General features: G+C 48.9%; 11 protein-coding genes. All 11 read left to right on the top strand.

Annotation, left to right across the window (positions count from 1 at the left end):
• The first annotated feature begins 39 nt into the window (after window positions 1-39).
• The 11 genes from FSU_RS06880 to FSU_RS06830 all read left to right on the top strand — a co-directional run bounded on the left by FSU_RS06880 (window position 40) and on the right by FSU_RS06830 (window position 13044).
• Window positions 40-903: an EamA family transporter gene (locus FSU_RS06880; protein ID WP_014545737.1), complete on the top strand. Its 864-nt coding sequence runs from the start codon at window positions 40-42 to the stop codon at window positions 901-903.
• A gap of 134 nt (window positions 904-1037) precedes the next feature.
• Window positions 1038-3746: a CotH kinase family protein gene (locus FSU_RS06875; RefSeq protein ID WP_244263736.1), complete on the top strand. Its 2709-nt coding sequence runs from the start codon at window positions 1038-1040 to the stop codon at window positions 3744-3746.
• 87 nt (window positions 3747-3833) lie between these two features.
• The gene (locus tag FSU_RS06870) at window positions 3834-5204 is read left to right on the top strand and encodes a nucleotide sugar dehydrogenase (RefSeq protein WP_014545735.1); all 1371 of its coding nucleotides are present in this window, start codon (window positions 3834-3836) and stop codon (window positions 5202-5204) included.
• A 3-nt stretch (window positions 5205-5207) separates the two neighbouring features.
• Complete coding sequence (gene glf, locus FSU_RS06865) at window positions 5208-6332, top strand: UDP-galactopyranose mutase (protein WP_014545734.1); 1125 nt, start codon at window positions 5208-5210, stop codon at window positions 6330-6332.
• A gap of 3 nt (window positions 6333-6335) precedes the next feature.
• Window positions 6336-7310, top strand: coding sequence for an NAD-dependent epimerase/dehydratase family protein (locus tag FSU_RS06860; protein ID WP_014545733.1), 975 nt, complete (start codon window positions 6336-6338; stop codon window positions 7308-7310).
• Between the two features lie 20 nt (window positions 7311-7330).
• Window positions 7331-8083, top strand: coding sequence for a DUF4422 domain-containing protein (locus FSU_RS06855; RefSeq protein ID WP_014545732.1), 753 nt, complete (start codon window positions 7331-7333; stop codon window positions 8081-8083).
• A gap of 37 nt (window positions 8084-8120) precedes the next feature.
• A complete protein-coding gene (gene aepX, locus FSU_RS06850) occupies window positions 8121-9431 on the top strand; it encodes a phosphoenolpyruvate mutase (RefSeq protein ID WP_014545731.1) in 1311 nt (436 codons plus the stop codon).
• 2 nt (window positions 9432-9433) lie between these two features.
• Entirely contained in the window at window positions 9434-10561 is a 1128-nt protein-coding gene (gene aepY / locus FSU_RS06845; RefSeq protein WP_014545730.1) for a phosphonopyruvate decarboxylase, read from the top strand.
• Between the two features lie 2 nt (window positions 10562-10563).
• Window positions 10564-11292, top strand: a complete 729-nt coding sequence (locus tag FSU_RS06840) for a metallophosphoesterase family protein (RefSeq protein WP_014545729.1) — start codon at window positions 10564-10566, stop codon at window positions 11290-11292.
• A 13-nt stretch (window positions 11293-11305) separates the two neighbouring features.
• A complete protein-coding gene (locus tag FSU_RS06835) occupies window positions 11306-12304 on the top strand; it encodes an NAD-dependent epimerase/dehydratase family protein (protein ID WP_014545728.1) in 999 nt (332 codons plus the stop codon).
• On the top strand, window positions 12301-13044 hold the full coding sequence (locus tag FSU_RS06830) for a DUF6564 domain-containing protein (protein ID WP_014545727.1): 744 nt from the start codon (window positions 12301-12303) through the stop codon (window positions 13042-13044). Before FSU_RS06835 ends, FSU_RS06830 begins: the two co-directional genes overlap by 4 nt.
• Window positions 13045-13047: the final 3 nt, after the last annotated feature.

The following is a 13047-nucleotide window of genomic DNA, read 5'->3' as shown; positions in this document are numbered from 1 at the left end:
GTACTTCTGAAATCCGAATTCCTAATTCTGAATTACAGCATGCTCTTTCTTCTTCTTACAATCGGTCCTGCGTTTTTATTTGCCTGTGGAAACATCCTGGAAAAGTCCGGGGTGTCCACTGTTGGCAAGCGCACAGGCGGAACTTCTAGGCCTTGGGAATTTTTCAAGGGCGTTATCACTAATAAATTTTGGTGGCTTGGCATTGCATGCTCTGGGCTTGCGACTGTCGGCTATTACATTGCGATGGCGCGGTATGACCTTTCGCAAGTGCAACCGATGATGGTCCTGAATCCGGTGCTGACGGCACTCATGGGATTTTGCATCCTCAAGGAAGTCCTGACCAAGCGCATTGTGGTGGCCATTTGCTTTGTCGTGGCAGGCCTTTTGTATTCCGTCGAGAATCTCGGTGAATCGACTGCCGTGCAGAATATTGGAACGCTTTGGCTTTATGCGGGCGGGCTTTGCTTTGCAACGCTTATTGCGCACCTCTGGGTGAAAGACCGCGAAATGGTGGATTCGCTCATTATGGGGGTTGGCTTTGGACTCTCGGCGGCATTCTACAAGAGTCTCGCAATGGATTTTGATTTGGACCATATCGAGTTCTCGTCAGTGGCAAATTTGCTCATGGACTTTAGAACGCTTGGCTATGTGGCGACATACGGCATTGCCTTTTTGTATTCGCAGGTGTCGTTCTCGCGTGGACGTGCGCTGTTCATCATCCCGTTCAGTGCGGCGGTCGGTGCCGCAGTACCTACGCTTGCGGGGGCTCTCGTTTTTTACGAAGCGTTCCCGATGGGCAAGGTGATTTCGGTGACTCTCGTGCTGATTGGCGCATGCCTTTTTATCGTTCGTAGACCGCGCCGAAAGAAAGTCAATAATTCGGAACTTGAAAATAAGAAGTAGTTTTTTTCTTATATTCCGAGCCTGGCATTCCGAAGACTCAAGCATAATATATATTCCACATTATGGTGTGTTGGAATAATCTTTCGTCTCAGATCTGTAGGACTTTTGCTCCTCTTCTTTTTGTTGCACTGTTTTTGTCATCGTGCTCAGACGATAATCCAAGTTCGCTGAATTTTGATTCGGGGAGTAGTTCTTCTGCAAATGGTCATGCAGATGGCGCGAACCTCCCTTTTGCGGGTGGCCCTGTGATTTTCACGGAGGTCGACCCGGTTAACATTGATTACAAGGATCACGAAGGCGATGACGCGGGCTGGGTAGAACTTTTCAATACGTCTGCAGATACGGTGAATTTGTCTGGAATGTACTTGACGGACTCGCAAGATGAACCTTTCAAGTGGAAACTTGGCAATGTGAAAATTGCGCCGAGCTCGTTTTTGGTCATTTTCTTGTCGGGGAAGAACTATCCCGATTACGTGATGCCGCATGATTCTATTGATATGATTGGGCCTGGTTGCTGGACATGGACGGATGCAGAAAGCGATCCGCCGGGTTACAGCTATGCCGATCCGTTACCGGGATACAAGAAAAATTGCTTTAGCGAAAATGGAAAGCGCCGCATTGGCTCGGTGATGCAATTGGGTGAAAACGAGGAACTTGGATGGGCGTCCATTTCGCTTTTCGTTGGGACGGGGAGCACCGACCCCTCGGATGTGCTAGATATTTCGGCTGCCAATGAAATCTTGATGCAGGCGTACATTACAAAGGGCCGCAAAGTTTCTGTGCGCTTGGCACAGCCTGATATTGATGACTGGAAAGGTTACGAAATGGTCCTTGAAGGGACGGGGGATTCTTCAACGGTTTACCGCATGGCTCTCCCTACGGGAACGACTTTCCCTGATTTGGCGAATATTTACGGGACGCGGTTTAGCCCCGATGCGAATGAATCGCAAGAAGTGACTCTTAAGGTTTTCAGCTACATTGCTCGCAATCGCGGCCATGAACCGCATGCGGGTTTCAAGCTTTCGAAAAAAGGCGGCTCGCTTTACTTGGTGAATGCTGATACGGCGATTGTGGATTCTGTATCTTACCCGGAATTGCCTCTAGGGAAAACTTGGAGCTATGCAAATGGCTGGGGCTACGCAGACCCTTCGCCGTATGGTTATACGGAAAATACGCTAGCTTATACTCGAGAAGAAAATATTGACACCTTGCTGTTCCCACCTTCGGGATTTTATACAGAACCTTTTGTTCTAAATCTTGAAAGTACGAATAATGCCGTGTGCGAAACAGGTGGCAAATTGCCTTCGGAAGAGACTGTATTTCAGAAGAGTATTTTAATCAACAAGACGACGGTAATACGTTGTGCAAAAATCGCTCCGCAAAGCCTCCCGAGCAATGTGGTGACTCGCACTTACGTTTTCGAAAGTGCGCCTGCTGTGCCTGCGGTGTTCCTTGCTGCCGACCCGAATTCGCTTTTTGACCCGGATACAGGTATTTATGTGGAAGGCCCGTATGCGCAGAGCAAGGAACCTCATTACGGCGCCAATTACTGGCTTGACAAGGAAATCCCCGTGACGGTGGAATTGATGGAACCAGGGACGGATGCGCCTGCATTTGCGAAGAATGCAGGACTCAAGATTTTTGGCAATTACAGCAGGCAAAAAGACAAGAAGTCGGTGGCGATTACGTTCCGTGAAAAGTATGGTGATTCTCACCTGAAGTATCCGCTGTTCCCTGATTTCCCGGAGCTGAACAAGTTCAAGGTGTTCCTGTTGCGCAATAATGGGAGCAATTGCGGAAACGACTACATTCGCGACCGCTTGGCAAGTTCCGTGAGCGAAGGACTCGGCGTTGATTACCAGCGCGGGCGATTTGCAGTCGTGTATTATAACGGCGAATATTTCGGTATCCACAGCATTCGTGAACGCTCGACGGCAGACTATTTTGAAACGCATTACGGACTTGATCCGGATAAAATAGATTTGCTCAAGGCGGATAATGCCGTGTCGGCGGGCTCGACTGTTGATTACGTGGCGTTGACGGATTGGCTGGAATCAAATAATTTGGATGACGAAGAAAATTATGCTTATATCGCATCGCAAATAGATGTCGATAATTTCATCAATTACATGCATACGGAGCTTTTTGCAAATAACCGTGACTGGCCCGCAAATAATCTCAAAAAGTGGCGTAGTTCAAGCCCCAAAACTCCGTGGAAATGGTTCCTGTATGATCTTGATTTTGGTTTTGGGAATGATTATAGCAAATATACGAATAACATATTTGAATTTGCTACGGCAGAAGATGGGGATTCTTGGCCAAACGGGCCTGAATTCACATTATTGCTCCGAAGATTGCTTGAAAACGAAGGCTTCAAGGCCGCGTTTATCAATCGGATGGCGGTGCTCTTGCAGATGAATTTTGAAAGTTCGCGAGTGCTTGCACGCATCGAGAAGATGATGGCAGAAATCCAGTCGGAAATTCCTCGCGATCAAAAACGCTGGGGGCTGAGTGCTTCGAAAATGACAAAACAGCTTAACGCCATCAAAAATTTTGCGATGGACCGCCCGGGTGTTATTTACGACGAATTGCAGGATTTTTTTGCACTCGGTAAAAAGGCTCCTGTAACCTTGTCTGTAAATGGCCCTGGTAAGATTCTTGTGCATAACCTCCCCGTTGATGAGCCTGAAATGACTGTGAATTTCTTTACGGGATTCCCGGTGGTGCTTAGCGCGGAGCTTCTTATGGGAAGTACTTTTGTAGGTTGGAGTGACGGCGAGACTAGCCCCACGCGAGTGATTCTGCCGGAAAGCGTCAGTGAAGTTTCAGCTCTCTTTAAATAGGCTGGAGAGCGCTAGAACCTTATAAATAGCCTATGTTTTGGAAGCGTAGTACATCGTGTTGTATTGTAATTTCTATCTTGTAGTATCATGAGTTTCGAAACTAAAATCGTTTGCATTGGTGCTGGCTACGTCGGTGGCCCCACCATGACCGTTATCGCCGATAAGTGTCCCGATGTTAAGGTTACCGTAGTTGATATCAACCAGTCACGTATTGATGCCTGGAATAGCGAAAATCTTCCGATTTTTGAACCAGGTTTGGATGACGTTGTAAAGCGCGCTCGCGGCCGTAACCTGTTCTTTAGTACGGATATTCCTGCCGCCATCAAGGAAGCGGACATTATCTTTGTTTCGGTGAATACCCCGACGAAAACGTTTGGCCATGGCGCCGGCAAGGCTTCAGACCTGCAGTACTGGGAAAAGACCGCCCGCAACATTTTGGAAATTGCTGACGAAGGTAAGATTATCGTTGAAAAGTCGACGCTCCCGGTCCGCACCGCTGCGGCCATGGAACGTATCCTGAATTCGAACGACAAGGGCCTCCACTTTGAAGTCCTCTCGAATCCGGAATTTTTGGCCGAAGGAACGGCCATCAACGACTTGTTTGAACCGGACCGTGTGCTCATTGGTAGCCACCAGACAGAATCGGGCCTCGCAGCCTGCCAGAAGCTCGTAGACGTGTACGCCCACTGGGTGCCGCGTGACCGCATCCTTACGACGAACCTCTGGAGCTCCGAACTCACGAAGCTCACGGCGAACGCCTTCCTCGCACAGCGCATCAGTTCCATCAACTCCATTAGCGCTCTCTGCGAACGCACTGGTGCCGATGTCGACGAAGTCGCCTATGTGATGGGCAAGGACCGCCGCATTGGTTCCAAGTTCCTCAAGGCATCCATCGGTTTCGGTGGTAGCTGCTTCAAGAAGGACATTCTGAATCTCGTGTACCTTTGCGGTTATTACGGACTCCCGGAAGTCGCCGCTTACTGGGAAAGCGTCGTGAAGATTAACGAGTGGCAGACGCACCGCGTGGTGGACCGCATGCTCGAAACCATGTTCAATACGATTGCAGGCAAGAAAATTGCCGTGTTCGGTTTTGCGTTCAAGGCCAATACCGGTGATACCCGCGAAAGCCCGGCGAACCTCGTTGTGCGTGACTTGCTCGCCGAACATGCACTGCCTGTCGTGACCGACCCGAAGGCTATCCCGGATGCAAAGCGCGACCTCAAGGACGTGATTGAACAGGTCTCGTTCGAAGAAGACCCGTACAAGGCTGCCGAAGACGCCCACGCCGTTGTTGTTTGCACGGAATGGAAGTGCTTTGCCGAGCTTGACTGGAAGCGCATTTACAGTTCGATGGCAAAACCGGCATTTGTATTTGATGGCCGCAACATCTTGGATGCGGACGCCCTCAGGAAGATCGGCTTTGAAGTGACGAGTATCGGTAAGGGCAAGGCGGAGTAAGGAATGTTTGATTACCTTGTTGTCGGGGCTGGTCTTTTTGGAGCAGTCTTTGCACATGAAGCTATCAAGCGAGGAAAGAAAGTCCTCGTGATAGACAAGCGTAACCATGTCGCAGGCAATGTCTATACAGAAAATGTAGGGGGCATCAACGTACATAAGTACGGCGCCCATATTTTCCATACCAGCAACAAGGAAGTTTGGGATTACGTTCAGCAGTTTGCTGAGTTTAATCGCTATACGAATAGCCCCATCGCATGTTATAAGGATGAACTGTATAATTTGCCTTTTAACATGAATACTTTTAGCAGGATGTGGAACATCAAGACTCCGGCTGAGGCGAAGGCTAAAATCGATGAGCAACGTGCTGAGGCTCTTGCTGCGTTGAATGGTCGTGAACCTGCCAATCTGGAAGAACAGGCGCTGTCTCTTGTCGGTCGCGACATTTATGAAAAGCTCATCAAGGGCTACACCGAAAAGCAGTGGGGCCGTAAGTGTACGGAACTCCCTGCGTTTATTATCAAGCGATTGCCGGTCCGTTTTGTCTACGACAACAACTATTTCAATGACAAGTATCAGGGAATCCCTGTTGGCGGTTATACGCAGATTGTCGAGAAAATGCTTGAAGGTGCTGAAGTGCGCCTTGGCGTTGATTTCTTTAAGGAACGTGAATCGCTTGTTGTCTCTGCAAAGAAAGTTGTTTTCACGGGTATGATAGACGAGTTCTACGGGTATAGGTTCGGTGAACTGGAATACCGTACGCTGCGTTTTGAGACGGAAGATTTGCCGCAAGAAAACTATCAGGGCAACGCCGTTGTGAACTATACGGAAGCGGAAATCCCGTATACCCGTATTATTGAACATAAGCATTTTGAGTTTGGATGTCAGGGTGGGGTCGCAACGGACCATACTGTGGTGACTAGGGAATATCCGGCAGCCTGGAAACATGGTGACGAACCCTATTACCCCATGAATGACGAGAAAAATAATGCCCTCTTTGCACAGTACAAGGCGTTAGCGGAATCGGAGAAAAATGTGATTTTTGGTGGCCGCCTTGGAATGTACAAGTATTTTGATATGCACCATGTTATTGCTGAAGCACTTGCATGTGCCAAAAAGGAAGTTTGGTAAAATATGTTTGAATCCTTTGTGATATTTGGCGGATGTGGATTCATTGGGTCTCATATGCAACGGTTACTTCGGGAAAAGTATCCGGATGCGAAAGTGTATGTCGCGGATTTGCTTGCTGATGGCTCCGAACTCTCTCAAAAGGTCGATGTTCGTGAACCGATTGAAATGCAAGGGAAATTCGGCAAGAATACACTTGTATTTAATTTTGCTGCTATTCACCGTACTCCGGGACATCCGGACCATGCCTACTTCGAAACCAATATTCGCGGCGCAGAAAACGTCTGCAACTTTGCTCGCAAGCATGGAATTGAAAATATTGTGTTTACCAGTAGCATTGCCCCGTATGGCGCTGCTGAAGAGCTGAAAACAGAAGAAACGTTACCCACGCCGAATACTCCTTATGGAATTTCTAAGCTGGTGGCTGAAAAGATCCATCGCGAATGGGCTGCGGAAAATGAAAACCATAGGCTTTCCATTGTTCGTCCGGGAATCGTATTCGGTACCGGTGAAAACGGAAATATGACGCGCCTGTACAAAGGGTTGAAAAGTCACAAGTTCGCGTATGCCGGTCGCAGGGATACCATCAAGGCTTGCATTTACGTGAAAGACCTTGTACGTGTCATGCTTGAAATGGCCGAGAAGTCTTTGGTTGAACCGCAGATTGATAAAGTCCAGCTTTACAACTGCTGCTATTATCCGTCGTTCACGATTGAACAGATTGCAAATGCAATGCTCAAGGCTGTCGGAATGAAGAGACATATTCCTTATATTCCGAAAACGCCCATGATGGCGGCTGCTACGGTGTGTGGCATGCTCGGTGGTCTTGGTCTTGGCATCTGCCCTGCCCGCGTAAAGAAGCTCATGGTTTCGACCAACATTGAAGCAAAGAAACTTGCACGGGACTATCCGTTGAAGTTTACCTTGGAAGAAGCTTTTGCTGACTGGTGGAATGATTGCAACCAGAAGTGCTTGGAATAATGCCTGATAGAGAAATTTGTATGAACGCAAAAGTTATTGTCGCAACTCATAAAACGTATAGAATGCCGACGGATCCTATGTATGTGCCTGTTCATGTTGGCGCAGAAGGAAAGCCGTCTCTTGGCTATATCGGAGATAATACTGGCGACAACATCAGTTTGAAAAACAAGAACTATTGTGAATTGTCTGGGCTGTACTGGGCCTGGAAAAATCTGGATGCCGATTATCTTGGCATAGCCCATTACCGCAGGCATTTTTCTATTCGCCCGAAAAAGGACAAATGGAACTCAATTTTGAGCGAAAAGGAGCTGATGCCCCTTTTTAGTGATTGCGATGTCGTTTTGCCGAAACCTCGTGATTATTTTATTGAGACAAACTATTCTCAATATGCACATGCCCACCATGCAATCGACCTAGATACGACTAGGGAAATCCTTACGGAAAAGTATCCGGAGTATATCCCTGTATACGACGATTACATGAAGCGGACGATTGGTCACCGCTTTAACATGTTCATCATGAAAAGGGATGTGTTGAACCGCTATTGCGAATGGCTTTTCGACATCTTGTTTGAACTTGAAAAGCGCTTGGATATTTCTCAGTACAGCTTGAACGACTCCCGCGTTTTTGGCTTTGTGAGTGAACGCCTGCTGGATGTGTGGCTGGAAAAGAACGCTATACAATATAAGGAAATCCCTTGCATGTTCATGGAAAAACAGAACTGGATTGTGAAGGGCTTTAAGTTCTTAGTGAGAAAGCTGACTAGAAAATAAGGATTTTTTATAGTTTAAAAAGTTTTAGTGGTAAAATATGGCAAAAACAGTATATCTAGGAATGATTGGTGACATCATGCACCCGGGCCTTATCAACATCATCAATGAAGGCGCAAAGTACGGTGATGTGATGATTGGACTTTTTACGGATAAGGCGATTGCAACGCACAAGCGCCTTCCGTATCTGAATTACGAGCAGCGCAAGAACGTCATCGAGAACATCAAGGGCGTATCAAAGATTGTTCCCCAGGATGAATGGAGTTATGTTGAAAACTTGAAGAGGTACAAGCCGGACTATATCATTCATGGTGATGACTGGCTTTACGGCCCGGACAAGTATATCCGTGACGAGGTGTTCAAGGTTATGGAATCCTTAGGTGGCAAGGTTATTGAAATCCCTTACACCAAGGGCATTACTTCTGCTGGCCTCAAAAAGGAAATGGATAGCCTCGGTACGACACCACAGGCGAGACTTTCTTCACTGCGCCGCCTGATTGCGGCCAAGCCGATTGTTCGTATTTTGGAATCTCATAATGGCCTTACGGGCTTGATTGCTGAACATACGAGTGTTGAAATCAACGGCTGCGTTCGCGAGTTTGACGGTATGTGGTCTTCTTCGCTCACCGATTCCACGAGTAAGGGGAAGCCGGATATCGAGGCTGTGGACCTTACGACTCGTCTGCATGACTTGAATGATACGCTCGAAGTCACGACAAAGCCGGTTATCTTTGATGGCGATACGGGTGGAAAGGTCGAACATTTTGGCTTTACTGTGCGCACGCTCGAACGCCTTGGCATTTCTGCGGTCATCATTGAAGACAAGGTTGGCCTCAAACAGAACTCTCTGTTTGGTACAGATGCTATTCAATCGCAGGATACGATTGAAGGTTTCTGCACAAAAATACGTGCGGGCAAGGAAGCCCAGATTACGGACGACTTCATGGTGATCTCCCGCTGCGAATCGCTCATTGCGGGCAAGTCCGTGGACGATGCCTTGGAACGTTGCCATGCCTACGTGGCCGCCGGTACTGATGGCATCATGATCCATTCCAAGGACAAAAGCGGCGAAGACATCAAGGAATTCTGCAAGCGTTTCCGCGAGAAGGACGCTCATACGCCGATTGTTGCAGTACCCACGACCTACAACCAGTTTACTGAAGAGGAACTTTCGACTTGGGGTATCAACATTGTCATCTATGCAAACCACATGCTTAGGTCTGCATACCCGGCGATGGTGAAGTGTGCGGAGTCCATCCTTACGCACAGCCGTAGCCTCGAAGCTTCAAACGACTACTGCATGCCTATCAAGCAGATTTTGAACCTTATTCCCGGAACGATGAAGAAGTAATCATGATCTCTCCGAAGTTTTTTATCGACACGCTTGGCTCTTACGGTATTGATTTTTATGCCGGCGTTCCCGATTCCTTGCTCAAGAATATTTGCGCCTATATCGCGGATCACATGGACGCGAAGCACAACGTGATCGCCGCGAACGAAGGCGCCGCCGTGGGGCTAGCCGCTGGTTATCATCTCGCGACGGGTAATATTGGCGTTGTCTATATGCAGAATTCCGGCGAAGGGAACATCATCAATCCGCTCGCATCGCTTACGGACAAGGAAGTCTATAACATTCCTGTGCTGCTTTTGATTGGCTGGCGTGGCCGCCCGGGCGTTCATGACGAGCCGCAGCACGTGAAGCAGGGCAAGGTGACGACCGGGATTTTGAACACGATGGGCGTGAACTACGATGTACTCTGCAAGGAAGAGGACAAGGCTACGAAGCAGATCGCGAAGGCCGTCAAGACGATGAAGGAAACGGGCGAGGTCTACGCGCTCGTCATCGAAAAGGACACATTCGAGGATTACAAACTCCAGAGCGTCGAGAAAAATGACCTCACGATGAGCCGCGAAGAAGCTATCCAGACGGTGGCGGCCTCGCTTGGCGAAAAGGATGTCATTGTCTCTACGACGGGCATGATCAGCCGTGAACTTTTTGAATACCGCGCCCAGAAGGGGGAAGGTCACGAACGTGACTTTTTGACGGTGGGCTCCATGGGACATGCCTCGCAGATTGCGCTTGGCATTGCGATGGAAAAGGACGACCGCAAGGTCTGGTGTTTTGATGGCGACGGTGCGACCATCATGCACATGGGTTCCATGGCGATTGTCGCAAGCAAGTCCCCCGCAAACTACGTCCACGTGGTATTCAACAACGGCGCACACGACTCCGTGGGTGGCCAGCCGACTGTAGGTTTGAAGATTGACCTGCCTGCTGTTGCCCGTGCCGTGGGATACCGTGATGCTCTGACCGCCGATAGCAAGGAATCGCTTGCTGCTGTGCTCGAAAAGCTCAAGGGCATGAAGGGCCCCGTGCTCCTCGAAGTCAAGGTGAAGAAGGGTAACCGCAAGGATCTGGGCCGTCCGACAACGACGCCTATCGAGAACAAGAACGCTCTTATGGAGTTCCTGAGGAAATAAAAATGCGACTCGCCCTGCTGTCGGATATCCATGCGAACGTGACTGCATTGAATGCGGTGCTCGAAGAAATTAGACGTCGCCATGTCGACAAATTCGTGTTGCTGGGAGACCTTGTCAATTACGGCATGCGCCCGAACGAAATCGTGGACATGATTCGCGGTATGGATGACAAGTTTGTTGCGAAGATTTGGGGAAACCACGAGAAGGCTGTCATGGACAACGACACGACCCGATTCGCGACAGACCGCGGGCGCGCTATCCTCCACTATACGCAAAAGCGCCTCTCTCAGGAGTCCATCGACTTTATCAATAACAAGATGAATCGCGATGGCACTTGTTCCCTGGAAATTGACGGCAAGAAGTTCCTGCTGGTGCATGGCATCTTGGGCGACCCGTATTGGGGCAAGTTTACACCTGTGGAACTCACTCGCGAAGAATACGCGGAATTCGATTATGTCTTGACTGCGCATTCCCATGTGTGCCACTACTTCGAGGTGCTTTTCAAGGCGGATTCCCCGAGCACGAGAAACAAGAAAAAAACGGTTTTTATTAATCCCGGTTCTGTCGGGCAGCCGCGGAATATCAATCCCTGCGCGCAGTTCGGGATTCTCGATACCGAAACGACGGAATACGAGCATGTTTGCGTTCCGTACGATATCGTGGCGGAACAGGATCTTTATACGGACGAGGTAGATGTATTCTACAAGGATCGTCTGACTTTAGGAATTTAAACAGAGGCTTAACATGAAGAAAAATCTGTATGTCATAAGTGGTGCTACAGGCATGACCGGCAGTGAACTTTCGCACCAACTGCTGAAAGAAGAAAACATCGTTGTCGGTTTTGACAACTTCTTTGCCAGTTCTATCGATACGGTGAAGGACTTGGTCGGTCGTGATGACTATATCTTTTTTGAATACGACATCAACAATGCCGGACACATGGCCGCTGTCGCCGACAAGGTGAAGAGTCTCAAAGGCTCTTATTCCGGCCGCCTGGTTTTCATCAACTGCGCCGCAGTCGTGCATACGAAGCATTTCTACGAAGTGGAACACACGTTCCTTACAAACGTCATCTCGATGAAGACGTTCTTGGAAATGGCGATCGCTCTTGGTGCGGATACCTACATCAACTGCTCGACTTCCGAAGTTTATTCCATGCAGTCCTGGAATGCGAATGGTGGCGTTCGTGAATCAGACTTCCTGGTGATGGCCACAGCAGAACACAGCCAGCGCACAAGCTACGCTGTCGGCAAGCTCCTCACGGAATTCTTCATGAAGGATGCTGTGGACAAGGGCAAAATCAAGGGCTGCTCGATCCGCTTTGCCAACGTCTACAGCAAGCATGAACGCTTTGCGGACCATATCATCCCGCACATCATCAACAACCTTCTTGAAAAGCCGCAGGTCACGCTGCTCGAAAACTCGAAGGTCAACAAGCGTACGTTCCTCCACAATATCGACAGCTGCCGCGCCGTGATGGAACTCATGGAATCGCCGGAAGCGCTCGACGGTACCGTCTATAATGTCGCGACCGAAGAAGAAATTTCCATCGTGGATCTCGTGAAACTGATTGCGAAGAAGATGGGCATGGACGATGTGAAAATCAAGTTCGAAGGTTATCGCAAGTCCGACCCGGAACGCCGCCTGCTCAACACAGACAAGATCCGTACGCGTACGCACTGGAAACCGGTCGTTACGCTGGAAGAAGGCCTTGAAATGTGCGTAAAGAGTATTGAAAGATGAAATACCTGATTATTACTGTTGCCGGGACGGCAACCCGCTTTAACAGGGATACCGAAAAGGAAACCCTGAAGTGCCTTTATTATAAGGATTCTCCGAAGTTTGCTCTTTTGCCGCAGCTTTTGAAAAATTGCGGCGAATACGACAAGTACATCATCGTGGGCGGCTACCTCTATTCCGCTCTCGAAGAATACGTGAAGCAGAATCTTCAGGTGTATGGCGATAAGATTGAACTTGTCTATAACGAGCACTTCAAGGATTACGGCTCGGGCTATAGCCTGTACAAGGGCATCGAGGCCGTGAAGGAACCGGGTGATGTCACGTTCGTTGAAGGTGACCTGTTCTTCTTGAAGGAAAATTTCAAGAAGGTCTACGACAGCGAAAAGAGCGTGCTCACGATCAATCGCGAACCCATTTATTCGAACAAGGCCGTGGCTCTTTACGTATCGACGGATGGCCGTCCGCATTACCTATACGACACGAACCATTCTTCGCTCACGATTCCGGAGCCGTTCCTCGCGGTATTCAATTCTGCGCAGATGTGGAAGTTCCGGTCGGCAGAAAAGCTGCACGAGGCTGTCGCTTCCTTGACGGAAAAGCAACTTCAGGGAACGAATCTCGAGATTATCCAGGCGTATTTCAACAAGCTTTCCCGTGAAGAATATGATGTGGTCACGTTTGATGCCTGGTATAACTGTAACACCGTTGCGGACTACAACATTGTTCGCGAACTTATGGAGTAAGAT

This window comes from Fibrobacter succinogenes subsp. succinogenes S85 (genome assembly GCF_000146505.1).
In the GTDB taxonomy this organism is placed as follows: Bacteria; Fibrobacterota; Fibrobacteria; order Fibrobacterales; family Fibrobacteraceae; genus Fibrobacter; species Fibrobacter succinogenes.
Note: the sequence above shows the minus strand (reverse complement) of the source record. Positions and strands in the feature narration are given on the sequence as shown.